The sequence below is a fragment of the Streptomyces sp. NBC_00691 genome, from assembly GCF_036226665.1.
Taxonomy (GTDB): domain Bacteria; phylum Actinomycetota; class Actinomycetes; order Streptomycetales; family Streptomycetaceae; genus Streptomyces.
Map to the genome: position 1 here is coordinate 8073253 of NZ_CP109007.1, position 23493 is coordinate 8096745.

A 23493-nucleotide genomic window follows, 5' to 3' on the forward strand; every position below is an offset into this window, starting at 1 on the left:
CCCAGGTCCAGGAACAGGGTGTCGCTCCTGCCGTTGCCTGCAATCGGAAGAAGGCCGTCCAGCGAGACCTCCTGGGCGAGCCACCCATCACGGCTGCGGCGGTACTCGCTCAGCGGAGTGCCCCCGCCGTATGCGCACTCGTCGACCTCGATGTCAGTGGCGGCGCCTATCTTTCGCGCATGACTGATCAGCGATGGGCGGGCATCCGCCAACGGGTCGAGATTCTGAGTGCGGCCCCCACCAGCAGCGAGGTGTTCGGGGCCCTGGGGCACCAATGGGTGCTGGAGCAGCCGCTCAGCCAGGACGATCTCGCGGAGCTCGAGGCGCAGATGAAGGTGAGACTGCCGGAGGAGTTCCGCACGTTCCTCCTGTCCGTGGGAGCGGGTGGCGCCGGTCCCGCCTATGGCGTGTTCCCGGTGCGGCGCGTCCAAGGCCGCTGGCAGTGGGAAGGCGACGGCGCCGAACTGGCAGACCTGTCCCGCCTGGCCGAACCGTTTCCCGAGCGGGGACCGGACCCGCAGCTACTGGAGGAACTGGCGGCCCAGTGCCCTGAGGAAGAGGACTTCGACGAAGTCGAAGCGTTCGACGAGGCCTACGAGGCCTGGGACGAGCGCTGGGGCGCGGTCATGTTCGACCCCGAGCGCACCGTCGGTGCCATCGTCATCTCCCACCGTGGCTGCGCCCTGCGTGACTGGCTGGTGATCACCGGCGAGCATCGAGGCACGATGTGGACCGACGCCCGCGCGGACGACGCCGACCTCGCCCCCCTTCGCACCGACGACGGCACTCCGGTGACCTTCGCTCACTGGTACACCGACTGGCTGCGCCACGCCGAACGCTCGACGTCGTGAGCGACCTGGCGAGCCTGAGGACACTCCTGGAGGAGCGAAAGCCGGGTCAGGAGTCGATCGCCCAGTAGCGCTTGCGTGTCTGGGAGAGATCCGTCCCCAGTACGTCGGCTCGACGAGGGCGCAGCAACGGGCCTGAGACGATCTCCGCGTGGCTGGTGCGATGACTGCAGCGGAAGCGTCCTGGACAGCCCCGTTCACCGGGGTGCCTGCTACGGAGGCTCCGCCGCACCACCACCTGCATCACCGGCCTGGCAAAGGCAGCCCTCACCTTGGAGCTGACCTCCTCAACCTGAGGAGGAACCCACTGCCTCCTATACTCCTGACGTGCTTGATACATCGAACTTCCTCCATGTTTCGTCCGTGCTCAACCGGCAGTCGATCGCGCGGCACGGCCTGGACTGGAGCCGGATGGGCGCCGCACGGGGAATCGCCGGCAGCCGCCGCCCCGAGGTGGAGGGGATCTTCGTCTGCCGAGGTGAGGAGGACGCAGAGTTCTTCCTGCAGATAAACAACACCGGTGGGCCGGCTGATCTCTGGTCCGTGGACGGCATCGATGAGGGACTGCTCCTCGACAACGGCAACGGATTCGTCTACCTACCTGACCGCATACCGGCCACGCGAGTCCGCCTCGTGCGGTCAGACGTTCCTCCGCAGCGTGGGTTTTGACTTCGCGCGGCACCACGGTTGACGCTCCTGGTGGGCGACGGTCAGGTGTCGACCCGTCAGAGAGTGAGAGCCGGCTCCGCTCCCTGCGCGGAGCCCCTTCGTGGCCGACAACCCGCGCGGCTGCCATGATGGGGGCGTGTCCTCCGATTCCTTGCTTGCCGCCCGGGTGGCCCTGCGAGCGCACCTGCAGCGGCATTTTCCCGGGCAGGTCATCGACGAGTTGCCGGGCGTCGATGGGCCCATCGAGGAGCGGGTACCCGGGTTCCGCGTGTTCCGGATCCATCCCGGTAGGCCGGGCGGGTGGTGGGTATACGTGACGTCGGGCTGCTGGGCCGCGGCCCAGGAGGGCGGGCACGGGGCGGAGTTCTTCCTCGCGGCCCCGCGGGACGACTGGCTGAATCGGGAAAGCCTCACCGTGAACGCGTACTACCACTGCGGCCCCGACCATCAGCGACTGGACGTCGGGCACACGGTTCCCATCGGCCGGCCGTGGCTCGACGACTCCACGTGCGACCACTACCTGATCAGCCTGCCGTACCCGTACGGCCCCGACTTCGAGGTCTGCGCCTGGGACGAAACGGCCCACGCCCGACTCCTGTGGCTGCTGCCGATCACCAAGGCGGAGAAGGATCACCGTCGCGAACACGGCCTTGAGGCCCTGGAGTGCCTGTTCGATGAGCGGGAGATCGACCCGGTCGACCCGCACCGCCCGTCCGTGGTCTAGAGCGTGTCTCCTTGCTCTGTTCGTCGGTTGATCGGATGTGCCTGTCCGGTTGGTGATCACTGATGCGATGTGGGATCGGGTCGAGCCGTTGATGCCGGCTGATCCGGTTCGGGGCCGGCGATGGGTTGAGCACCGCCGCACTTTGGAGGCCATTGCGGGTTGAACCCGCCGACCACCCGCTGGGACGCTCCCGCGGCGGACTGAGTGCGAAGGTTCACCTCGCCAGTGATGATCGCGCGCCCCCTGGCTCTGCGGGTGACACCTGGCCAGGCAGGTGACGCGCCGGTCTTCGAGGCCGTCATGGCGGCCATTCGTGTTCCGCGAAAGGGGCCGGGAAGGCCGAGGACTCGCCCTGACACGGTTCTGGCCGACCGCGCGTACTCGTCTCCCGCGATCCGAAGTCACCTTCGCCGGCGTGGAATCCGTGCCGTGATTCCCCAGCCATCGGACCAGGTGGGCCACCGTCTGCGGCGAGGTCGAGCGCTGCATCAACCGGCTCAAGCAGGGGCGTGGCCTGGCGATGCGTACCTGCAAGCCGGCCGTCGCTTATCAGGCCGCGCTCCACGGCGCCGCCATCCGCATCTGGAGTCGGGGCTGAAACCGCTCATACCAGACAGTGGGCGGGAAACGGGTGAGCATCACCTGGAGATGCCCCAAAAGAATACTTAACGTGACGGAGTGGATACAACTGCTAACTCTGCGTATATGGTCGGGGTGGAATCGTCACCCCCCACTTTGGAGATGTCGTGGCACGCTTCCGTACCCATCTCGCCCTGCTCGGGTCCGCCGCAGCCCTCACCGCCGCCGCCGCCCTTCCCTCCCAGCTCGTCGGAGCCCAGCCCGCCTTCGCGGCCGAGGATCCGCAGTGGGTCGCCCTGGGCGACTCCTACACCGCCGGAGTCATCCAGGCCGCGGGCGAAAACTTCGAATTCCCGCGTGACGGCTGCGAGCGCACCGAGCGGTCCTACCCCCAGGTCGTCGACCGGGACCTCTCCGGTGCCTTCGAGCTGACCAACGTCAGCTGCGGCGCCGCCACCATCAACAACGTCACCGACACGGCCCAGAATCCGATCGGCCGTCACCTGCCGCCGTTCTCCGAGGACCCGGACTACCCCTTCCCCGCGGTGCCTCCTCAGTCCGAGGCGGTGGGCGCCGACACCGACGTCATCACCGTCGGGGTGGGCGGAAACACCCTCGGCTTCGCCGACCTCATCAACCAGTGCATGAGGCTGGGCGGCGAAAGCGAGGAAGGTGCGGGCACCCCGTGCAAGGACGCCCTGGCCGCCGGCATCCCCGCCCGGCTGAAGAACGTGCGCCAGGACTACGACCGGATGCTCACCGTGCTCCACGAGCGCGGCCCGAAGGCGAAGATCCTGGCCGTCGGCTACCCCACGGTCATCCCCAAGGACACCTCCAAGTGCGGCTACGGCGACCCGACGAAGTTCTACACGATCACCCAGGGGGACCTTGACTGGCTGCGCCAGGACGTCCTGGAACCCCTCAACACGACCATCGAGAACTCGACCGGCACCCAGGAAGCCGCCAGCTTCGTCGACCTCTACACCTCCTCCCAGAACCACAGCGTCTGCGACGACACCAAGTGGGTCGAAGGCATCTTCACCTCCTCTGGCCAGCCGTCCTTCGTACACCCCAACGCCCTCGGCCACCGCAACGCCGCCGACCATGTCGAAGAAGCGATGCTGAACGCCATCGACGGGAGCTGACCCCCCACCACCCTCAAGGCAATCCAGCAGGGCTGGCCTCGGCACCAGTCAAGAGGCCAACCCTGCACCCCAAACCCACCCCCAATCCGGCTTCTCGCCTCTGAGAGGCAGGCCCTAGCTCAGGCCCGGAGAAGGGCCCCGCCGCTGCCGGTCGACCCGGCTTCGGGGTTCGACCCGTGCGGAACCGGGCCGCCCGCGATCCGGTCCATCAGGCCCTCATGCGGCCCTGCCGGTGGGCAGGGTCTACCCTGCGACCTGCGGCCACTGCATGATCTTCCGTCTTCCCCCACCGATGATCAACGGTGGCTGCACCGTCTCCACAGCCCGTCAGGGTCGCGCGGCGTCTGCCCGCCGTCATGTGTCTGGAGGCGAAGTCTGGTGGGTCCAGTTCGACGAGCGGAGGTTGGTCGTACTGCTGTCGGGAGACGAGCCGGCCGGGATCCGGGTGATGCAGGTCGTCACTCCGGCAGGCGTCGACCTCAGCGGTCTGGGCATCGAAGTGAGGGTCGGCGCCGGTGAAGGACTGCCGTTCGAGGGCGTGCTGCGGCTCGCGTTCTCGCGTCCGGGCTTCACCCCGTGCACGTGGCTGACCACGGTGTCCCGGGACGACCTGATCGAGCGGGCTGCCGTCCTGTCCTCCCTGAAGCTCAACGAGATCGACGACGCCCTCCGACTCGCTGATCAAGCGCAGGAGGGGACCCCGGCCACGACCGCGAAGCTCAGGGAGATGAGGGATGCCCTCCGTCGCGGTGAACCCGGGTAGAGAACATCACTCGAAGCGCCGACATCAGTGCCTTCGTCAGGCAGGCGTAGCCCGCTGCGCGCCTTCACCGGCGGCCCGTACCAGCCCCGCCGGGAGACGGAGATCGCCTGGAGGATGAATCCTGAGCGCGGTTCACGCGGAGGCGGACCTCAACTCTTGACGGCCTGTGCGATCCGCAGGGCGGCCTGGGCGGGTGTGAGGTGCGTCGTGTCGACGACCTCCGCCTCGGCGTGCAGCCATGTACGCGCCGCCTCGGCGTAGGGCTCAAGGTGTCTGAGGCGGAACGGAGAGTCGGGGCCGAGGACGGTGTCGCCCGCGATACGGCCGCGAAGGGTGTCCTGGTCGGCGTGGAGAACGAAGTGCCGCACCGGAATGGCGTACTGCGCGAGCCCCCTGCTGATCTCCCGCCAGTACTGCTCGACCAGGACGGTCATGGGCATCACCAGCGTGCCGCCGGTGTAGTCGAGCAGGTGGCGGGCGGTCTCGACGACGAGGGGCCGCCACGGGGGCCAATGCTGGAAGTTGTCCGTCGTCGGCAGCCCCGGCGTGACGTCCATGAGCGTCTCGCCGACCTTCTCGGCGTCGAACACCCGTGAATCTGGGATCAACTGCTGCACGAGCGCGCTGGTCGTCGTCTTGCCCGCGCCATGGGTGCCGTTGAGCCATACGATCATGGGGCACAACCCTAACCTCGTGCTGACCGAGGGAGCAGGCACAGTCGCCAACCGGTCCTGATTCGGCGTTCCCGGGTGCTGGAGCGTGACCTCGGCAGGCGGCTCCCCACGGAGTCCTGATCTGCAACCGCCCGCAGATCACCTTCGGCACCGCTGACGGACTGATCGCTCTCGCCGGCACGGATCAGGGAGCCGCCGTCTTCACGGCACCCGAGGTCCATGGGCACTCCGACGGGATCGTCGTGCAGGGGGCGGAGGGCGACTGGGCCGGCAAGGACATCACACGGGCGTACGCCGCGCCGGCGTCGTGCGTCATCCACCCGGGACGGTGCCGTCCGCCGACGGGGACGCCACCTTCTTCTCGCCGGCCGCCCCGTTCACTCGAACGGTCTAGTCCACCTCGCTGAACGTGCCCGCCCTGGGCGAGGCTCGGGATCAGGGCTGCGCCGAGTCGTCCAGCGCGGCCGCACACTTCGGCCTGGCCTGGTGTCCGGACTCATTGACGGGTGGGAGGGACGGGTGAAGGGACACCCCGAAGTGCCCCGCGAACAGGGGTCCCGCGAACAAAGGGGCCGCAGCAGCCCTGAGCGCCGTGGCCGACCGGAACCGGACGCCACCGACAGTGAGTACAGCCGCAGGGGTGTCTGGGACGAGGCCATCCTCGAAGCGGTCTTCGCTCAGTCGGACGTGGGACTCCATGTCCTGGACACGAATCTGCGTATCGTCCGCGTGAACGCTGTCACCATCGGCGTGCTCGGTCTCCAGGCAGACACCATGGTCGGACTGCCGGCTGCGGACGCGTACGCGCCCGCCGGGGTTCGTTTCAACGAGGAGGTGCTGCGGGAGATCCTCGCCACGGGACGCCCGGTGATCGAACGACGCGTCACGAGCATTCCACCCACCGATCCGCGGAGCAGGCGGGTCTTCTCGGTCTCCGCGCACCGGCTCCAGGATCACGCGGGGCACGTACTCGGCCTGGTCGTCACGAGCACGGACGTGACCGAACGCGAACGCGCACAGGCCCGGCTTCGACTGCTGCACAGCGCCCGCGAACGGATCGGCTCCAGTCTCGACGTGGAGCGCACGGCCCGTGAACTCGTCGAGGTGACGGTGCCCGGCTTCGCCGACTGGGCGGTGGTCGCGCTGACCGACGCCGTGATGCGGGGGAAGGAACCCGGCCTGCAGGCACGGGACAGCGTTCCGCTCCTGCGCTGTGCGGCGGCCGGGAGCGCGGGCACGAGGGCGGGCGTGAACCTGGCTGTTCCGGAGGCAGGGGCCATCCTGCTGCCGGGAGTCTTCGGCGCCGCCCTGTCAGCGACCGCCTCTTCGGTCATGTCGGCGCCGGGTGGACTCCACGCCGGTACCGGTATCGCGGCGCCATTGGCGGTTCGCGGGCAGATCTTCGGTGCCGTCGCCTTTCATCGGCTGGCGGGGGCCGAATCGTACGGACCCGAGGACCTCGACCTCGTCGACGGCATGGCAGCCCGTACGGTGACCTGCCTGGAGAACGCCCTGCGCTTCACCCGCGAACACATCGTGATGACGGCGCTGCAGAGCTGGCCGCTGCGCCAGGAGCGGGTCACCCAGCGGGCCGTCGAAGTCGCCCAGCGGCATCGGTCCGGCGGCCGCGGCGCCGGCTCGTGGTTCGACGTCATCCCGCTTCCGGGGGCGCGCGTCGCGCTCGTCGTGGGCCAGGTCGAGCAGGCGGGGCCGAGTGCCGTCGCCACCATGAGCCGGCTGCGCACCGCCGTGAACAGTCTGACCACCCTCGATCTCGACCCGCACGAACTGCTCGCACGGCTCCACGCCACCACCCTCCGGCTCGCCTCCGAACAGGAGGATCCGTCCGACGCGGGAGTGCCGAGCGCGAGCTGCACGGTCGCCGTGCACGACCCGGTCGGGGGGCGGCTGGACATCGCGCGGGCCGGCCGTTCGTTGTTCGTCGTCGTCCACCCCGACGGAACGGTCGCCACGAAGGCGGTCGACGACGGCCCCCTGCTCGGAGCCGAGGGGCCGCCCTTCGCCTGCTCCTCACTCTTCCTGCCCGAGGGAAGCATCCTCTGCATGGCCTCCGCGGCGGCCTCGGTCGACGACGGCCCGTCGACGGAAGCCGTCGTCAACGCCCTGGTCCACCCCGGACGCACCCCGGAGGCGATGGCGGACGACGTGGACCGGCTCCTGGCCCCCGACCGCGTGCTGCTGGTCGCCCGCACACGCCATCTGCCGGCGAGTGAACTGGCCCAGTGGACCATTCCCTTCGACTTCTCGGAGGTCGCCACGGCACGGAGTCACGTCGAGTCGTGCCTACGGCGGTGGGGACACCCCGCCGACCCGTTCACGGTGGCGCTCGTCGCCAGCGAACTCGTCACCAACGCCATCCGCTACGGCGCGGCCCCCATCACGCTCCGGCTGATCGCGCAGGCGCCGGATCCACCGGATCTGCCGGATGCGCGCGATGTGCGGGATCCATCGGATTCAGCAGGCTCGACAGGGCTCATCTGTGAGGTCAGTGACACCGGCCCGGCCGCCCCGCATCTCCGGCACGCCAGAGCCGTCGACGAAGGCGGCCGCGGACTGCTCATCTGCGCCACCGTGGCGAAGAACTGGGGCGTGCGCCACTCCGACGACGGCAAGACGGTGTGGGCGGAGATCTGAGCCGCCGGGAGCGACCGCCGCCCGACCGGCATCTCCTGGGCCCCGGCATCCCCTGGGCCCCGGCATCCCCTGGGCCCCGGCATCTCCTGGGCTCCGGCATCCCCTCGGACCAGTTTCAGTCCGCGCGCTCAGGGGTGTGTGAGGGGTGGAGTCGACGGTCGCCGTCAGGTTCCCGCGGCCGCGCGCCGGATGGCGTCGAGTGTGCGCGCCACGTCGTCGTCGGTGGTCGACCAGTTGCTCACCGAGATCCTCATGACGCGTCGGCCGCGCCAGGTGGAGCCGCTGATCCACGCGGTGCCGTCGTCGAGCAGCCGGGCGAGTACGCGGTCGGTGCGTCCGTCGCTGCCGAACTCGGCGCAGACCTGTGTGAACGCGACCTCGTTGAGGACGGTCGCGCCGTCGATCTCGGCGATGCCGGTGGCGAACGCGGAGGCGTGGCGGCACAGCCGCTCGACGAGGTCGGAGACACCTGATCGGCCGAGGGACCTGAGGGCGGCCCACACGGTGAACGCCCTGCCGCGCCGCGAGAGTTCGGGCACCTTGTCGATGGGGTCGCCGTGCTCGTGCTGGATGAGGTAGTCGCCGCGATCGCTCATCGCCGCCCGGACCGCGGACGCGTCGCGCACGATCGCGAGTCCGCAGTCGTAGGGGACGTTCAAGGTCTTGTGGGCGTCCGTCGCCCAGGAGTCCGCGTCAGCGCAGCCCGCCGTCAGGTGGGCGTAGCGCGGCGAGGCCGCCGCCCACAGTCCGAACGCGCCGTCGACATGGACCCAGGCGTCCGCCTCGCGCGCCGCGCGGATGCTCGCGGCGAACGGGTCGAAGGCGCCGGAATGGATGTCGCCGGCCTGGAGGATCACGATCGTGGGGCCCTGTCCGCCGGCCGTCAGCGCCTTCCGCAGGGCCTCGGGCACGATGCGTCCTTGATCGTCCGCCGCCACCAGGTCGGGCCGGCCGAGCCCGAGGTAGCGCAAGGCCAGGTCGATGGCCATGTGCCGGGACTCGCCGGCGATCACACGGAGGGACGGGCTCGCCGTGAGGCCGTCGCGGGCGACGTTCCAGCCGGTGCGCCGCAGCACCGTGTCCCGCGCGGCGGCGAGGCAGGTGAAGTTCGCCATCGTCGCCCCCGTGGTGAAGCCTACGGAGCTGTCCCTCGGCAGGCCGAGCAGATCGAGCAACCAGGCACCGGCGATCTCCTCCGCCGCGGAGTACGCGGGTGAGACGCTGCGCATCACACAGTTCTGGTCCCAGGCGCTGACCAGCCAGTCGGCAGCGAGCGCGGCCGGTTCGGTGCCGCCCACCACGAACCCGTAGAAGCGACCGCTGGGGAACGCGGTGAGCCCCGGCTCACAGGCCGTGGCGAGCAGGTCGACGACGTCGGCGGGCGTGCAGGGGCCGGCTGGCAGTTCGGCACCGAGCGCGCCTACGACCTCCTCGACCGATGCGCGGGCGGGAATCCGCCGGTCGGGCAGGCTCGCCAGCCACCGGACAGCTTGCTCGTACGCCTGTCGGAGCGCCGCCTCACGCGCGTCCATATCTCGGACTATGCGACGGTCGCCGCCGCCCCGCAAGCCGACCGGGGGTCGGCCGGTCACGAGATCCGGGGAGCGGTGCCGTTGCGAGATCCGAATGGTCCACGGGGGGCGGCTCGGCGAGGGCCGTTCGCTGCGCCGTTCGGCGGACGAGCGGGACTCTCGGCGAGGAATCCCGGGAAGCCGGGGAAGTCGGCAAAGGAGACGACGGCCAGCAGGTGACCCCCATCGCCGTCGGAGGAGCGAGGACCGTGGACGAGACCGGGGCGACCAGAGGAAGCCGGACAGCGCGTGAACGAGGGGCGGACGGGCGACAGCCCGACTCCACGTCGTACGTCTCGCTCCGCATCAACGGGAACACGCACGAGCTACGGCTCGACAACCGTACGACCCTGCTCGACGCCCTGCGCGAGCACCTGGACCTCACCGGTGCGAAGAAGGGCTGCGACCACGGCCAGTGCGGCGCCTGCACGGTGCTCGTGGGCGGCCGGCGGATCAACAGCTGCCTGGTGCTCGCCGTCACCTGCGACGAGCCCGTCACCACGATCGAGGGCCTCGCGGGCCACGATCGCCTCCACCCCCTTCAGGAGGCGTTCGTGGCCCGCGACGCCCTGCAGTGCGGCTACTGCACACCGGGCCAGATCTGCTCCGCCGTGGGCATGCTGGCCGAGGCCGCCGCCGGGCACCCCTCACACGTCACACCGCCGGACCGCCCGGCCGGCGGCGGCCCGGAGCTCCTCACTCCGGAGGAGATCCGCGAGCGGATGAGCGGCAACATCTGCCGTTGCGGCGCCTACGCGAACATCGTGGACGCCATCGAGGAGGTCGCCTCGTGAAGCCCTTCGCCTACCTCCGTGCCGACCGCACCGACCAGGCGCTGGCCGCGTACGCGGCACACCCCGGCGCCCAGTACATCGCCGGAGGCACCAACCTCGTCGACCTCATGAAGCTGGGAGTGGCCGACCCGCCGTTCCTCGTCGACATCAGCCGACTCCCGCTGGACGGCGTCGACGAGACCCCCGACGGCGGCCTTCGCATCGGGGCGACCGTCCGCAACAGCGACCTGGCCGCCCATCCGCTCGTACGGACCCGCTACACCGCGCTGTCGCAGGCACTCCTCGCAGGAGCCTCCGGACAGCTGCGCAACGCCGCCACGACCGGTGGCAACCTGCTCCAGCGCACGCGCTGCCCGTACTTCCAGGACACCTCGAAGCCCTGCAACAAACGCGCGCCGGGAACCGGATGCCCTGCCCGCGAGGGCGTCCACCGGGACCTGGCGGTACTCGGCCATTCCACGCGATGCGTCGCCACCCACCCCTCGGACATGGCCGTCGCGCTCGCCGCCCTCGACGCCCGGGTGCACCTCATCGGCCTGGACGGCGAGCGCACCGTACCCCTCACGGAGTTCCACCGGCTGCCGGGTGACACGCCGGAGCACGACACGGTCGTCCGACCCGGCGAACTCGTCACGGCGGTCACGCTCCCGCCGCCCACCGGAACCCACAGCGCCTACCGGAAGGCCCGCGACCGCGCCTCGTACGCCTTCGCGCTCGTCTCCGTCGCCGCCGCCCTCACGGTCGAGGACGGAGTCGTCCGGCACGCCGCCCTCGCTTTTGGCGGGGTCGCGCACGCACCGTGGCGGGCCCGTGCGGCCGAGGAGGTCCTCCTGGGAGCTCCCGCCACGGAGGAGACATGGGTACGCGCCGCCGACACCGAGCTGGCCGCAGCCGAGCCGTTGCGCGACAACGCCTTCAAGGTGCCGCTCGCCCGTGGTCTCGCCGTCCGTGTGCTCACCGATCTCGCGTCCCGTCCCTGAGGAGCCGACCACCGTCATGCCCACGAACTCCCCGCCCCAGGTTCCCTCCGCGCCCGACGAGGACGATGCCGCCGGCCGTGACAGCGCCGTCGGTCGTGACGACGCTGCCGGCCGTGACGACGCCGTCCGGCGTGACGCCAGGGAGAAGGTGACCGGCTCGGCGCGGTACGCCGCCGAGCACAGCCCGCCCGGCTGCGTCCACGCCGTCCCCGTGCCCGCCACCGTCGCGCGGGGCAGGGTGACCGCCGTCCACGCCGACGAGCTCCTGCGCCGCCCGGGCGTCCACGCCGTCCTCAGTCACACGAACGCGCCCCGTCTCGGCGAGGCCGAGGACCCCACGCTGACCCTGCTCCAGACCGATCACGTTCCCCATCGAGGCTGGTACGTCGCCCTCGTGATCGCCGACACCCTGGAGAACGCCCGGGCCGCCGCCGACGACCTGCGGATCGAGTACGCCACCGAGGAGCACGACCCGGGTCCGCCCGCCGGCCACCCCGGTCTCTACGCACCCGAGGAGGCCAACGGGGGTCATCCGGCCCTGCGCGAGCGCGGGGACTTCGACGCGGCCTTCGCCACGTCGGCCGTGCGCGTCGACGCCACGTACACCATGACCGCCCAGCACAACCATCCGATGGAGCCGCACGCCTCCACCGCGTGGTGGGAGGACGACGCGCTGACCGTGTACGACTCCAGCCAGGGGGCGACGAAGGTACGAGACGTCCTCGCACGGCTGTTCCAGGTGCCCCGGCACCGCGTCACGGTCGTCTCCGCGTACGTCGGCGGCGGCTTCGGCTCCAAGGGCACCCCGAGGCCGCAGGCGGTCCTCGCCTCGATGGCCGCGCTGCACCTCGGACGGCCGGTGAAGCTGTCACTCCCGCGCCGCGAACTCGCCGCCGTCGTCGGTCACCGCGCCCCCACGGTCCAGCGCGTCCGCATCGGCGCGAACGCGGACGGTGTGATCAGCGCCCTCGCCCATGAGGTCGTCACGCAGACCTCCACGGTCAGGGAGTTCGTCGAGCAGGCCGCCGTCCCCGCGCGCACCATGTACACCTCGCCGCACAGCCGGACGAGCCACCGGGTCGTGGCCCTCGACGTGCCGACGCCCTCGTGGATGCGTGCTCCGGGCGAGGCGTCCGGGATGTACGCCCTCGAAGCCGCCATGGACGAACTCTCCGTCGCCACGGGCGTCGATCCGGTCGAACTCCGGCTGCGCAACGAGCCCGACACCGAACCCGACAGCGGCAGGCCGTTCAGCAGCAGAGGCCTCACGGAATGCCTGCGTGAGGGCGCGCGCCTCTTCGGCTGGGAGGGCCGCGACCCCCGCCCAGGAGTACGGCGAGCCGACGGACGACTCACCGGCACCGGAGTGGCGGCCTCGACCTACCCGTACCTCCTGGGCCCCTCCTCGGCCTCCGCGCACGCCGCGCCGGACGGCACGCACCTCGTACGGCTCGCCGCCACCGACATCGGGACCGGCGCCCGGACCGTCCTCGCGTACATCGCCGCCGAAGCGCTCGGCGTCCCGCCGGCCTCGGTACGCGTGGAACTCGGGAGCAGCACGTTGCCGACCGCCCCCCTGGCCGGTGGTTCATCGGGCACCTCGTCCTGGGGCTGGGCCGTCCACAAGGCCTGCACGGCCCTGGCAGGCATGGTGCGCGCCCACTCCGGCCCGCTCCCGCCCGAGGGCCTCACCGCCCGGGCGGACACCGCCGAGGAGGCGGGCCGGGAGTCCCCGTACGCACGGCACGCGTTCGGTGCGCAGTTCGCGGAGGTCGACGTGGACACTGTGACGGGGGAGGTACGGGTACGGCGCCTGCTGGGGGTCTTCGCGGCGGGTCGGGTACTCAGCCCACGGACCGCGCGCTCGCAGTTCATCGGCGGCATGACCATGGGGCTGGGCATGGCGCTGACCGAGAGCAGCACGCTCGACCCCGCGTTCGGCGACTTCACGGAACGGGACCTCGCCGCGTACCACGTCCCCGTCTGCGCCGACGTGCCGACGCTCGAAGCGCACTGGCTCCACGAGGAGGACCCCCACCTCAACCCCATGGGCAGCAAGGGAATCGGGGAGATCGGCATCGTGGGGACAGCGGCCGCGATCGCGAACGCCGTGCACCACGCGGTGGGCGTACGTCTGCGGGACCTGCCCCTGACCCCGGACCGGCTCCTCCCGCACCTGCACGGCTGACCATGGCTGACCCAGGTGTCGGACACGGTGGTGCGAGGACCGGTACGCCCCCTACGCGTGGCCGTGCGGCTGCCGGCCCGAGCAGGCCGCGCAACCGATATGCGTTCCGGCGATCGGCGTGCCCGCGCCGATGCCGCCGCGCAATGCCTACGCTCGTCGTATGACGGAGAGTGAGATCCAGCTCAAGGCAATCGCGGCGCTCACGGCCCTGCGCGGGGGAGTGGCTCAGGACTACGTCTCCGACCTGCTCGGCGAGGTGATTCCGACGCGGTTCCTGGTTCCCGACACCGACGACGCGGTGGAGGTCGGAGCCGCGGTCCTGACCCAGCTCACGGAACCGGTCAGTGCTCTGGTCCGCGGCTTCATCCTCGCCTTCGAGACGGTGGCCGACGCGTACGACCGTGCTGAGTCCGGCGAGCCCACCGAGCAGATCCTGCAGGCCCTGGCTCTGGAGATCGCGAGCGAGACCGACTGACCGGCCGGGTCACGGCGGTCGCGCCTACATGTCGCTGTCCGTCTCCGGGTGGGCTCCCGGGCCTTGATGCCGCGGGGCCAGGGGCGTGGGGGAGAGGGTGGACGTCTCCTCGCCCGCCTCCAGGAGGGTGTCCGCGGCGCCGATGACGAGCGGGTCGGGTTCCCCCACGGCCGCGGGGTCCTTGCTCGTGTAGTCGATGCGCCGGAGGAGGCTGCGCATGGCCTCCAGGCGGCCCCGGCGCTTGTCGTTGCTCTTGACGACCGTCCAGGGAGCGTGCGCGGTGTCCGTCGCCCTGAACATGTCGACCTTGGCGGTGGTGTAGTCGTCCCAGCGGTCCAGCGACGCCAGATCGGTGGGGGAGAGCTTCCACTGCCGTACCGGGTCGACCTGCCGGATCGCGAACCGGGTGCGCTGCTCGGATCGCGACACCGAGAACCAGAACTTCACCAGGTGGATGCCGTCGTCGACCAGCATGCGCTCGAACACCGGGCACTGGCGTAGGAACAGCGCGTACTCGTCGTCCGAGCAGAATCCCAGGACACGCTCGACACCCGCCCGGTTGTACCAGGAGCGGTCGAAGAAGACGATCTCGCCGGGGCCGGGGAGGTGGGCGACGTAGCGCTGGAAATACCATTGCCCGGCTTCCCGCTCCGTCGGCTTGTCCAGAGCGACGATGCGCGCGCCCCGAGGATTCAGACGCTCGGTGAACCGCTGGATGGTGCCGCCCTTGCCGGCGGCGTCGCGGCCCTCGCAGACGACGACCACCCGCGCGCCGGTGTCCTTGGCCCACCGCTGCAGTTTCAGCAGCTCGATCTGCAGGATCCGCTTGGCCCGCTCGTACTCGCCCCGCCGCAGCTTGCGGTCGTAGGGGTAGTTCTCCCGCCAGGTACGGATCGGGGCGCCTTCGGCGCTGAGGAGAACGGGCTGCTCGGGGTTGGTGTCGTCCACGCTGAGGCCACTGAGCAGATCCGTCCGGTCCGCGTCCCGGTCGTCGGCGCCGCTGATTCCCGTCACACCAATCACCTCGTTGTCGTGTCGTCGGCCGCGGACCCGGTCCTGCCGCCAGGAGCGGGCCTCTCCAAGGGATCCTTCCCCGATCATGAAGGACCATCGGCCGAGTCGGCGGTGTTCGCGGGGTGCGCCGCGAGTCCACCCGGTCGTGGTGACCGACGGCGCTGCCGCAGGAGCGGAGGGCACACCTGCGGCCATCGGCGTCCGTGGACCCCGGCGATGGCACGGAGACGGCTCCGAGACGGCCCTGAGACCAGGACGGACCGCGAGCCGGGTGGTGCACGGGTGGTCTGCCGATGACGGGGTAGGCGCGTAAGCGAACGGCACTCGCCCCGGGGCTCCGGGCAGCGGAACGCGCACGAGACCGTGGACGGACCGGGTTCTCCACGACAAGCCGTCGGCACCACCCGGCTCGACGCGCGCGAGATGAAGGAGAAGGCACACCGATGAGTCATCAGACGCGAGGCGACGCATCCGGGCAGGCACCCGAGAGACTGCGCAAGATGGTCGCGCACACCCGTGAGAAGCTCGGACAGACCGCGGACGCGCTGTCCGCCAAGGACGGCGTGACGGCCCAGGCCATGGAGAAGGCGGCCGACCTCAGGACGCAGGCCGCCGCGAAGGCCGCCGGCATCACCGGCCAGCTCCGCGAGACCGCGGAGCACGCCGCGCAGCTGGCGAAGGACAAGACCCCCGACCCGGCTGTGGACAAGGCGGCTCACGCGGCCGCGCAGCTGCGCGGCACGGCGGCTCGGGCGGGCCAGTTCGCCAGCGAGCGGACACCGGACCTCTTCGCCGACAAGATCGGTCAGGGGGCGGCCGCGACGCGGACCTACCGGACCCCGCTCCTCGTGGGGGCCGCCGTGCTCGGCGCTCTCCTGCTGGTACGCCGGAGCCGGAGGCATCGATGAAGACCGCCACACTGGCCTACCGCCCGGTGGGCCTGGCGTTCGGACTCGCCGGTGGCATCCTGGCCCGCGCCGCCTTCAACCACATGTGGAAGTGGGCCGGGCACGAAGACGACGCCCCCGACGCGATGGACGAGGAACGCACCTGGCGAGAGATTCTGCTGGCGGCCGCACTGCAAGGAGCGGTCTTCGCGGTCGTCAAGGCCGCCGTGGACCGCGCCGGAGCCACCTCGGTGCGGCGTCTAACAGGAACCTGGCCCAGCTGACGCCCGGGTGCCGCCGTCCGGTACGACGACGGCGGCGGCACCCGTCCGGACCGACAGCGGTCTCCCGGACGCGGGGAGAGAGACCGCGAAAGAACGGCATTCGCCCACGCCGTCAGAGGAAGGTGAACCTGTATGACCACCCAGCAGGAGCCCGAGGCGACGGACGGGCGCGACAAGACGGACCGGCGCCGTGAGACGGCCTCGCGCTACGAGGCGGACGAGCCGCTGCCCCGTGACCCGCAGAACCAGCAGGCGGAGCACGGAGAGGATCCTCTGGCCATACCCGTACCGGACTGGCCCGACTCCGAGGCGCCCGCGCCCGATGCGGCGGGAACCGGACGCCGGGGCGACGCCGACGAGGCGAAGCACACGCACATCGAGGTCGACGAACCGGTGGACTGATGCGAGCGCCCGGCCGCCCGTCGGCCCGGAGCGTCAGGTCGCATGCCCGCGACGGCAGGCGGCATCCCCTGAGCCTCCCGCTCGGCCCGGCTCCCCACGGGCCGCGGCGAGCCCGCCGCATCCGGGTTTCCTCGTCCACGCGATCGCCCTGATCATCTGAGATCGCCACTCCGGGAGGAAAGCATGTCGCCCCAAACCGAAATCCACGTGGCTGCCTCGGGAGCCGACAGCGGCGCCGCGTGCCGGCTGTTGCTCGTGCGCCATGCGAAGGCGGAACCCAAAGGGCGCAAGGACGACTTCGACCGGAAGCTGAGCGCTCGGGGGCGTGCCGACGCGGCCGAGACCGGCCACTGGCTGGAGCGGTCCCCGTACAGGCCCGAGCTGGTGCTCTGTTCTCCGGCTCGGCGAGCCCGCAAGACGTGGCGGCTCGTCGAACCGGCGCTGACCGACCGGCCGCCCACCGTGTACGACGAGGGGATCTACAACGCGGCTCCGAACGAGTTGGTCGCCACGCTGGCCGATCGGGGCAAGGGCCTCGGCGTTCTCGCCCTCGTCGGCCACAACCCCGGTCTCCACCAACTGGCCTCGGCCCTGTGCGGCAAGGGGCCCCGGGAGCTCCTGGAACCCTTGAGGGCGACGTTCCCCACCGCGGGTGTCGTCGTCGTGGACCTCGACGGCGGATGGGACGAGCTGGCCCCGGGCCGAGGCACCCTGATCGACTTCTGGTCCCCGTCCGGCCGGGAGCAGGATTCCGAACACTTCAATCGGAGCCGATGAATACCTGTGCTCGCGGCCTGAGGTTTTAGCGGCCATCGCAGACAGGTTATTTGTCGGCGGCACACAGGGAGACTTTCTCGGCGCCTGCGGACTGCGGTGACGTGCTACCGTCCAACTCGGTTGCAGTTGTGGTACCCGAAAACTTCAGGCTCTTCCCGCCGGCCGCGTGCCACGGGAATTGCTTTGTATTTCCGGTCGTTTTCCGGAGGGCATCATCGCGGCGACATGGCATCCGTACGGTACGGATGCCGGCGTACTGCCCTAAGGAGACATGACATGGCTGCTGGCACTGTGAAGTGGTTCAACGCGGAAAAGGGTTTCGGCTTCATCGAGCAGGACGGTGGCGGCCCTGACGTGTTCGCCCACTACTCGAACATCGCGGCCCAGGGCTTCCGCGAGCTTCAGGAGGGCCAGAAGGTCACCTTCGACATCGCGCAGGGCCAGAAGGGCCCGACGGCCGAGAACATCGTTTCCGCCTGACGCGCGCCGTACGACGTAGCTGGGGCCCGCATCCCTCGGGGTGCGGGCCCCAGCTGCATGCGTGCACAGCGGCCGTGCGTACCCGCACCGCAGCTGCTGCTTTCAGCGGACCGCTTGTGCCGAGATTCATTCGTCCTGGGCCAAGCATCCTGCAATTCACGCTTCACTCGGCCCGTGCCTGCGAATCCCGAAGCTGTTCATCCGCTTCCGGAATTCCTCGATACGCGCCGTATCGAGGAAGGTTCTGAATGAACCCCGCACGCACGGACAGCCGTTCCTCCCGAGGCCACCGCAACGGCGGCCGTCCCTACGAGACTCCTGCCGGGTCCGGTCGGGGAAGTCGCCTCGGCTCGTCCGCCCCGAGCCGTTCGAGCGGCCCGAGCCGCTCCGGCGGTCTCGGCCGTCGGTTCGGAGCGGTACAGGGTGAGTTCACCCTGCCGGAGACCATCAACCCGGCCCTGCCCCCCGTCGAAGCCTTCAGCGACCTCGACATGCCGAAGGCCCTGCTTGCCGCGCTCACCGCGCAGGGGGTCTCCGTCCCCTTCCCCATCCAGGGTGCGACGCTGCCGAACTCCCTCGCGGGCCGCGACGTCCTGGGGCGCGGCCGGACGGGCTCCGGCAAGACCCTCGCCTTCGGCCTGGCCCTGCTGGCCCGCACCGCCGGACAGCACGCCGAGCCCCGCCGGCCGCTGGCGCTGGTCCTGGTCCCCACCCGGGAACTCGCCCAGCAGGTCACCGACGCGCTCAGCCCGTACGCCCGCGCCGTGAAGCTGCGCCTGGCCACCGTCGTCGGCGGGATGCCGATCGGCCGGCAGGCGAGCGCGCTGCGGAGCGGCGTCGAAGTCGTCATCGCCACCCCCGGCCGCCTCAAGGACCTCATCGACCGCGGCGACTGCCGACTGAACCAGGTCGCGATCACCGTCCTCGACGAGGCCGACCAGATGGCCGACATGGGCTTCATGCCCCAGGTCACCGCCCTGCTGAACCAGGTCAGGCCCGAGGGCCAGCGGATGCTGTTCTCCGCGACCCTGGACCGCAACGTCGACCTCCTGGTCCGCCGCTACCTCACCGACCCCGTCGTCCACTCCGTCGACCCCTCCCAGGGCGCGGTCACGACGATGGAACACCACGTCCTGCACGTGCACGGCGCCGACAAGCAGCGGCTGACCACCGAGATCGCGGCCCGCGAAGGCCGGGTGATCATGTTCCTGGACACCAAGCACGCCGTGGACCGCCTCACCGACGACCTCCTCGCCAGCGGTGTCCGGGCCGCAGCCCTGCACGGCGGGAAGACGCAGCCCCAGCGCACCCGCACCCTCACGCGGTTCAAGACGGGGCACGTCACCGTCCTGGTCGCGACGAACGTCGCGGCTCGCGGAATCCACGTGGACAACCTCGACCTCGTCGTCAACGTGGACCCGCCCACCGACCACAAGGACTACCTGCACCGCGGCGGCCGTACCGCGCGGGCCGGCGCATCAGGCAGTGTCGTCACCCTCGTCACCGCCAACCAGCGCCGCGCCATGACCCGCCTCATGGTGGCGGCCGGGATCGCGCCGAGGACGACCCAGGTCCGCTCCGGCGAGGAGGCGCTCCGCAGGATCACCGGGGCGCGGACCCCCACCGGAATTCCGGTGACGATCACCTCGCCGCCCACCGAGCAGCGCAAGCGCGGTGCGGCCTCCCGCGGCCGGCGCGGTCCCGGCTCGGACGCTCGGCGCGTCGGCGGACAGCGGTCGGCCACCGGATCGGCGGCCTGAGCGCCCCGCCGTCCGGAAGCAGACCCACCCTCCAGGAGGCCCGCTGTGACGCCCGTTCACACGCGGCACCACCCGACGCCGTGAACTGACGATCGAACAGCTGAGAGGGCCCGCCCGGCATCCGCCGGGCGGGCCCTCTCTCGTTGTCACTGCTCAAGGCCGATTACCTGCCCACCGGACACGCGAAAGTCTGTCTTGGCGGTAGTAGACATTGGGTGGTGACCTCACTATGGTTTCTCTCGTAGCCCAGAGAGACCGCAGAGCCTGGCAGAGAGATCCGCCAGTATGCGGTACAGGTGGTCGCAGTTCGCAGTTCGCAGTTCGCAGTTCGCAGGAACGGTGCGGCGGTGGAGTTTCGAAGCCAGGAAGTGGCAGGTCGGCGACGGGACTGACGGCCGGACCGGGTGGCCCGCGGTCATCAGGGGCCGCCGCGCGAGGGACCGCAGTCAAGGCAGGAGCGGCACCCGAGCGAGTGCAGTGTGCAGTACCCGTAGCAAGTAGTGGATCATCGAGGGAGAACGGAGGAACCACGCCATCAGGATCGCCCGGGCGGAAAGGTGACCCGGGTACCGCAGGACATCGATAGTGAGGTGGTCTCCGGTCAAGCAATCGCGATCCTCGCATCCCCGGCATTGTTCCGGTCGGGTACGCGGACATAGAACGCCGGCGCAGTGTCAGGGCCGGCAGGTGGTGTAGTAGTTCCTTCGGGGCCCTGGTGCCGGTACGGCACCAGGGCCCCTCAACGCGTTTCGCAGAGAGGTGCAAATGACAGCAGATGACTCGTTCGGGCGTCTCGACGACGACGACTACCCCGCCTACACCATGGGCCGGGCCGCCGAAATGCTTGGCGTCACACAGGGATTCCTCCGCGCCATCGGCGAAGCCCGCCTCATCACCCCGCTGCGCTCGGAGGGCGGCCACCGCCGCTACTCCCGCTACCAGTTGCGTATCGCGGCCCGTGCCCGCGAGCTCGTCGACCAGGGCACCCCGATCGAGGCCGCCTGCCGCATCATCGTCCTCGAGGACCAGCTCGAAGAGGCCCAGCGCCTCAACGAGGAGTACCGCCGCGCATCGGCACCGCCGGACTCGGCCTGAGGTGAGACCGGTCGCCGTGGGCCTCGACTGACCATCCACCGTCTGCGGTGCCTGCTGGTGGAACCATCGCGGATGGACTCCTCTTCGGCCCCGCGCAGCGTGCTCGCCCCCGCCCGTTGGCTGCGCGAGGGCCCTCCGGCGGCGAGATAGCCGAACACGTCCCGGGTGTAATCCCGCCCCATGAGGCCCTGTGCGCCGGCTTCGAGCCCTACGGTCCCTGCTCCCAGGACAGGATCGAGCTTCGCCCGGACGGTCGCGGGAGAAGGGCCCGCCCCTTCGGGGAGGACCCTTCTCTCGGCGGATGGCTCAGTGTTCGTCGCGCTTGCCGCGGAGGGTGTCCTTGGCGTCGGACATGGCTTCCTTCGCCTTGCCCTTGGCCTGGTCCATCCGTCCCTCGGTCTTCATGCGGTCGTTGCCGGTCACCTTGCCGACCGTTTCCTTCGCCTTGCCCTTGACCTTGTCCGTGCGGCCCTTGTCAGCCATGACCTGTCCTTCTGGGGTGGGAAGCAATGTCGATGACAACATAGGACGAAGATGGGCATTCCGCTCATCGAGTCCGGAGTCGCGCACCGTGCGCGGGCAAGGTGCCGTGCGTGAACCGCCCTGCGCCGGTTCGCCTCGCGACCCGACGCCCTCGCGGGTTTAGGGTGGGAATAGCCTGTTCCGCACGAGTGATCCGAGGGAGACGACGGCCGTGCCGACGTCGAGCCAAGAGATCGCGGGCGCCCCGTGCTGGGTCAGCCTGCTGACCCGGGACCTTGCCGCCGCGCAGAAGTTCTACGCTGGTGTACTCGGGTGGGGATTCCGCCCCAGCGGCCTCGGGGAGGGGTTTTCGGTAGCTCTCCGTCATGGGGTGCCCGTGGCGGGGATCGGCGCGCCGGCCGAGCGTCTCGACATGCCGGTGGCGTGGACGCCGTACTTCGCCGTCGCGGACGCCGACCTCACGGCGGCACGGATCCGTGAACGCGGGGCCACCATGGCCGTGGGCCCCCTCGCGTTCGTCACCGGCCGGGCCGGACTGGCCGCCGACCCCGCGGGGGCGGTCTTCGGGTTCTGGCAGGGAGCGGTGGTACCCGACTGGTCGACGGGTCACGGCAGCCCGGCCCGACTGGAACTGCACACCCGCGACGCCCTTGAGGCCTCGGTCTTCTACGGCGAGGTTCTCGACTGGGCAGGGGGAGGATCCGGTTGCTGCGTGGCGTCGCACGAACACGGGCAGGTGGTGCTGCGCAAAGGCCACGACACCGTGGCGCGCATGATCGGCGGCTCGGCCGAAGAGGTCCCCGACCCCGCGATCCGCCCGCGTTGGCACGTCCACTTCCCCGTACCGGACCTGGAGAAGGCGGTCGAGGCCACCAGAGACCTGGGAGGTGCGGTCGTCAGCCCCGTGACGACGTCCCGCACGAGCCGGTCGGTCGCCCTCGCGGACCCGGACGGGGCACGGTTCACGGCGGTCGAGCTCCAGAAGACCTCCTGAGAGGCGCCCCGGCCAAGGGCCCGTACGAGCATGGCGACCACGACAGAAGGGCGGTGCCGGGCCGTGGTGGCCTGCTCGAAGTGGGCCGGGGTCGGGAGGATCTGGTTCAGCTCTCCCGGCAGCTGCTCGGTCGGCCACATGCGGTGCTCCGTGTCGACGGCCGCGTCCCGGTCCCGGCCCCAGCAGACCTTCAGGCCGCCGACGACGGGCTTGCCGGCGCCGCCCGCCTCGCGGAACGACGCGATGGCGTCGTCGTCGCGTCCCATGGTGGCGAAGCCGTCCCCGACGCGTCCCGCGAGTGCGGCGGCCTTGGGGCCGAAGCCCGAGACCGGGATGGCGGGCGGGGTCTCCGGAACGGTGTTGTGACGGGCGTTGCCGACCGTGTAGTGCCGGCCCCGATGGCTGACGTCGCGGCTGGTGAACAGGTGCCGCATCACCTCCACCGCCTCTTCCAGCATGTCCGCCCGTTCGTCGAACGACGGCCATCGGTCTCCGAACGTCCGGGTCCGGCCGCTCCCGGGGAGAATCTCCTGGATCTCGGCCGTGAGCCCTTCTGTGCGCCTGACCGCCGACGTCACGGAGAAACGCCTCGATCGTGCCGGAGCGGGATCTCATCTCTCACCGTGGCCGACCTTCCCGGGCTGTTTCCGGTTTCTCCGCCGCACCACGGGTACCCGGTACGTGTGAGTGTGGGAAGAGGTCCGAGATGAGCGCCAAGGAGAAGGCCAAGGCCAAGGCCGAGCAGATCGTCGGCAAGGCAGTCCAGAAAACGGCCCACGTACGGGGAAAGAGGACCACGGAGGCCAAGGGCGCGGCTCTGAGGCTTCGCGGCAAGGCCCGGGAGCGCAAGGAGAAAGCCAAAGACTTCTTCAAGCGGTGACTCCTTGTGGTGGATCTCAGCGAATTTCGATCGTCGTCCACCGTGCATGCGGGCCGTCAACGCGGGCAGTGGCAGCAGAGGAGACGACTCGCTGAGCGACGTGCGCGGAGAGTGGGCGTTGCTCGCAGACATGCGGGTGCGCAGCCATAGCAGGAAGGTGAGAGTCATGGCCGGAGGCAAGAAAGCCAAGAATGTGGCAAAGACCGCCAAGGGCAAGGTCAAGGAGACGACGGGCAAGGCCGTAGGCAACGAGAGCCTCGAGTTGAAGGGCCGTGCCGAACAGGCCGAGGGCGACGCGAAGCAGGCGGCGGAGAAGGTCAAGGACACGTTCAAGCACTGACCTCGTCGACCGCGACCCCTCAGGCGCGGAAC

The 23493-nt window shown here is 70.3% G+C and carries 24 protein-coding genes and 2 pseudogenes; 21 read left to right on the forward strand and 5 right to left on the reverse strand.

Features of this window, described 5'->3' with window-relative positions; translation table 11 throughout:
* Positions 1-179: 179 nt before the first annotated feature.
* The 6 genes and pseudogenes from OG392_RS36085 (at position 180) to OG392_RS36110 (ending at position 4728) form a co-directional block, all read left to right on the forward strand.
* The gene (locus tag OG392_RS36085; RefSeq protein WP_329286618.1) at positions 180-851 is read left to right on the forward strand and encodes an SMI1/KNR4 family protein; all 672 of its coding nucleotides are present in this window, start codon (positions 180-182) and stop codon (positions 849-851) included.
* A gap of 324 nt (positions 852-1175) precedes the next feature.
* Positions 1176-1517, forward strand: a complete 342-nt coding sequence (locus tag OG392_RS36090; protein ID WP_329286621.1) for a hypothetical protein — start codon at positions 1176-1178, stop codon at positions 1515-1517.
* A gap of 100 nt (positions 1518-1617) precedes the next feature.
* Positions 1618-2241: a suppressor of fused domain protein gene (locus OG392_RS36095; protein ID WP_329286624.1), complete on the forward strand. Its 624-nt coding sequence runs from the start codon at positions 1618-1620 to the stop codon at positions 2239-2241.
* Positions 2242-2308: 67 nt separating this feature from the next.
* Positions 2309-2839, forward strand: a pseudogene (locus OG392_RS36100) (transposase).
* Positions 2840-2987: 148 nt separating this feature from the next.
* Positions 2988-3965, forward strand: coding sequence for an SGNH/GDSL hydrolase family protein (locus OG392_RS36105; protein WP_329286626.1), 978 nt, complete (start codon positions 2988-2990; stop codon positions 3963-3965).
* A 358-nt stretch (positions 3966-4323) separates the two neighbouring features.
* On the forward strand, positions 4324-4728 hold the full coding sequence (locus tag OG392_RS36110) for a type II toxin-antitoxin system PemK/MazF family toxin (RefSeq protein WP_329286628.1): 405 nt from the start codon (positions 4324-4326) through the stop codon (positions 4726-4728).
* Between the two features lie 149 nt (positions 4729-4877).
* Here the strand turns inward: OG392_RS36110 and OG392_RS36115 are convergent, their stop codons facing one another.
* Positions 4878-5402 carry an ATP-binding protein gene (locus tag OG392_RS36115; RefSeq protein WP_329286629.1) on the reverse strand — a complete coding sequence of 175 codons (525 nt, stop codon included), beginning with the start codon at positions 5400-5402 and terminating at the stop codon, positions 4878-4880.
* Positions 5403-5621: 219 nt separating this feature from the next.
* On the opposite strand from OG392_RS36115, the gene OG392_RS36120 reads away from it, so the two are divergent.
* A complete protein-coding gene (locus OG392_RS36120) occupies positions 5622-8057 on the forward strand; it encodes a SpoIIE family protein phosphatase (protein WP_329286631.1) in 2436 nt (811 codons plus the stop codon).
* A 164-nt stretch (positions 8058-8221) separates the two neighbouring features.
* Here OG392_RS36120 and OG392_RS36125 read toward each other — a convergent pair whose 3' ends face one another.
* Positions 8222-9589 carry a pyridoxal phosphate-dependent decarboxylase family protein gene (locus tag OG392_RS36125; protein ID WP_329286633.1) on the reverse strand — a complete coding sequence of 456 codons (1368 nt, stop codon included), beginning with the start codon at positions 9587-9589 and terminating at the stop codon, positions 8222-8224.
* 248 nt (positions 9590-9837) lie between these two features.
* On the opposite strand from OG392_RS36125, the gene OG392_RS36130 reads away from it, so the two are divergent.
* From OG392_RS36130 to OG392_RS36145, 4 genes are all read left to right on the forward strand, one after another.
* Positions 9838-10422 (forward strand): 2Fe-2S iron-sulfur cluster-binding protein, encoded by a 585-nt coding sequence (locus OG392_RS36130; RefSeq protein ID WP_443055123.1) that lies wholly within the window; start codon positions 9838-9840, stop codon positions 10420-10422.
* The gene (locus OG392_RS36135) at positions 10419-11402 is read left to right on the forward strand and encodes an FAD binding domain-containing protein (protein ID WP_329286637.1); all 984 of its coding nucleotides are present in this window, start codon (positions 10419-10421) and stop codon (positions 11400-11402) included. Before OG392_RS36130 ends, OG392_RS36135 begins: the two co-directional genes overlap by 4 nt.
* A gap of 16 nt (positions 11403-11418) precedes the next feature.
* Positions 11419-13590 (forward strand): xanthine dehydrogenase family protein molybdopterin-binding subunit, encoded by a 2172-nt coding sequence (locus OG392_RS36140; protein ID WP_329286639.1) that lies wholly within the window; start codon positions 11419-11421, stop codon positions 13588-13590.
* A 160-nt stretch (positions 13591-13750) separates the two neighbouring features.
* Positions 13751-14065, forward strand: coding sequence for a hypothetical protein (locus OG392_RS36145; RefSeq protein WP_329286641.1), 315 nt, complete (start codon positions 13751-13753; stop codon positions 14063-14065).
* A 24-nt stretch (positions 14066-14089) separates the two neighbouring features.
* Here OG392_RS36145 and ppk2 read toward each other — a convergent pair whose 3' ends face one another.
* Positions 14090-15079: a polyphosphate kinase 2 gene (ppk2, locus tag OG392_RS36150; protein WP_443055029.1), complete on the reverse strand. Its 990-nt coding sequence runs from the start codon at positions 15077-15079 to the stop codon at positions 14090-14092.
* 443 nt (positions 15080-15522) lie between these two features.
* Here ppk2 and OG392_RS36155 point away from each other — a divergent pair, with 443 nt between their 5' ends.
* From OG392_RS36155 to OG392_RS36185, 7 genes are all read left to right on the forward strand, one after another.
* Positions 15523-15987: a hypothetical protein gene (locus tag OG392_RS36155; protein ID WP_329286643.1), complete on the forward strand. Its 465-nt coding sequence runs from the start codon at positions 15523-15525 to the stop codon at positions 15985-15987.
* Positions 15984-16250, forward strand: coding sequence for a DUF4235 domain-containing protein (locus tag OG392_RS36160; protein ID WP_329286644.1), 267 nt, complete (start codon positions 15984-15986; stop codon positions 16248-16250). The genes OG392_RS36155 and OG392_RS36160 overlap by 4 nt, the downstream gene beginning before the upstream one ends.
* A gap of 132 nt (positions 16251-16382) precedes the next feature.
* Entirely contained in the window at positions 16383-16652 is a 270-nt protein-coding gene (locus OG392_RS36165) for a hypothetical protein (protein WP_329286646.1), read from the forward strand.
* Between the two features lie 207 nt (positions 16653-16859).
* Positions 16860-17429, forward strand: coding sequence for a SixA phosphatase family protein (locus OG392_RS36170; RefSeq protein WP_329286648.1), 570 nt, complete (start codon positions 16860-16862; stop codon positions 17427-17429).
* A gap of 276 nt (positions 17430-17705) precedes the next feature.
* Positions 17706-17909, forward strand: coding sequence for a cold-shock protein (locus OG392_RS36175; RefSeq protein ID WP_329286651.1), 204 nt, complete (start codon positions 17706-17708; stop codon positions 17907-17909).
* A 248-nt stretch (positions 17910-18157) separates the two neighbouring features.
* Entirely contained in the window at positions 18158-19669 is a 1512-nt protein-coding gene (locus OG392_RS36180) for a DEAD/DEAH box helicase (RefSeq protein WP_329286653.1), read from the forward strand.
* Between the two features lie 765 nt (positions 19670-20434).
* Positions 20435-20764: a helix-turn-helix domain-containing protein gene (locus tag OG392_RS36185; RefSeq protein ID WP_329286655.1), complete on the forward strand. Its 330-nt coding sequence runs from the start codon at positions 20435-20437 to the stop codon at positions 20762-20764.
* Between the two features lie 306 nt (positions 20765-21070).
* Here OG392_RS36185 and OG392_RS36190 read toward each other — a convergent pair whose 3' ends face one another.
* Complete coding sequence (locus OG392_RS36190) at positions 21071-21247, reverse strand: CsbD family protein (protein ID WP_329286657.1); 177 nt, start codon at positions 21245-21247, stop codon at positions 21071-21073.
* A 376-nt stretch (positions 21248-21623) separates the two neighbouring features.
* Between OG392_RS36190 and OG392_RS36195 the strand changes: the two genes are divergently transcribed.
* Positions 21624-22241 (forward strand): VOC family protein, encoded by a 618-nt coding sequence (locus tag OG392_RS36195; protein WP_329286660.1) that lies wholly within the window; start codon positions 21624-21626, stop codon positions 22239-22241.
* A 131-nt stretch (positions 22242-22372) separates the two neighbouring features.
* Here the strand turns inward: OG392_RS36195 and OG392_RS36200 are convergent.
* Positions 22373-22819: pseudogene (locus tag OG392_RS36200) on the reverse strand (LLM class flavin-dependent oxidoreductase); the annotation flags it as partial.
* A gap of 128 nt (positions 22820-22947) precedes the next feature.
* Between OG392_RS36200 and OG392_RS36205 the strand changes: the two are divergent.
* A complete protein-coding gene (locus OG392_RS36205) occupies positions 22948-23121 on the forward strand; it encodes a hypothetical protein (RefSeq protein ID WP_329286661.1) in 174 nt (57 codons plus the stop codon).
* Between the two features lie 166 nt (positions 23122-23287).
* Positions 23288-23461, forward strand: a complete 174-nt coding sequence (locus OG392_RS36210; protein WP_329286663.1) for a CsbD family protein — start codon at positions 23288-23290, stop codon at positions 23459-23461.
* Positions 23462-23493: the final 32 nt, after the last annotated feature.

What these genes read in the sequence shown, in the direction of transcription:
- OG392_RS36085 (WP_329286618.1), top strand. Translation starts at nt 180, where the DNA reads ATGACTGATCAGCGATGGGCGGGCATCCGCCAACGGGTCGAGATTCTG.
- OG392_RS36115 (WP_329286629.1), bottom strand. Translation starts at nt 5,402, where the DNA reads ATGATCGTATGGCTCAACGGCACCCATGGCGCGGGCAAGACGACGACC.
- OG392_RS36120 (WP_329286631.1), top strand. Translation starts at nt 5,622, where the DNA reads ATGGGCACTCCGACGGGATCGTCGTGCAGGGGGCGGAGGGCGACTGGG.
- OG392_RS36125 (WP_329286633.1), bottom strand. Translation starts at nt 9,589, where the DNA reads ATGGACGCGCGTGAGGCGGCGCTCCGACAGGCGTACGAGCAAGCTGTC.
- OG392_RS36140 (WP_329286639.1), top strand. Translation starts at nt 11,419, where the DNA reads ATGCCCACGAACTCCCCGCCCCAGGTTCCCTCCGCGCCCGACGAGGAC.
- OG392_RS36145 (WP_329286641.1), top strand. Translation starts at nt 13,751, where the DNA reads ATGACGGAGAGTGAGATCCAGCTCAAGGCAATCGCGGCGCTCACGGCC.
- OG392_RS36155 (WP_329286643.1), top strand. Translation starts at nt 15,523, where the DNA reads ATGAGTCATCAGACGCGAGGCGACGCATCCGGGCAGGCACCCGAGAGA.
- OG392_RS36160 (WP_329286644.1), top strand. Translation starts at nt 15,984, where the DNA reads ATGAAGACCGCCACACTGGCCTACCGCCCGGTGGGCCTGGCGTTCGGA.
- OG392_RS36165 (WP_329286646.1), top strand. Translation starts at nt 16,383, where the DNA reads ATGACCACCCAGCAGGAGCCCGAGGCGACGGACGGGCGCGACAAGACG.
- OG392_RS36175 (WP_329286651.1), top strand. Translation starts at nt 17,706, where the DNA reads ATGGCTGCTGGCACTGTGAAGTGGTTCAACGCGGAAAAGGGTTTCGGC.
- OG392_RS36180 (WP_329286653.1), top strand. Translation starts at nt 18,158, where the DNA reads ATGAACCCCGCACGCACGGACAGCCGTTCCTCCCGAGGCCACCGCAAC.
- OG392_RS36185 (WP_329286655.1), top strand. Translation starts at nt 20,435, where the DNA reads ATGACAGCAGATGACTCGTTCGGGCGTCTCGACGACGACGACTACCCC.
- OG392_RS36190 (WP_329286657.1), bottom strand. Translation starts at nt 21,247, where the DNA reads ATGGCTGACAAGGGCCGCACGGACAAGGTCAAGGGCAAGGCGAAGGAA.
- OG392_RS36205 (WP_329286661.1), top strand. Translation starts at nt 22,948, where the DNA reads ATGAGCGCCAAGGAGAAGGCCAAGGCCAAGGCCGAGCAGATCGTCGGC.
- OG392_RS36210 (WP_329286663.1), top strand. Translation starts at nt 23,288, where the DNA reads ATGGCCGGAGGCAAGAAAGCCAAGAATGTGGCAAAGACCGCCAAGGGC.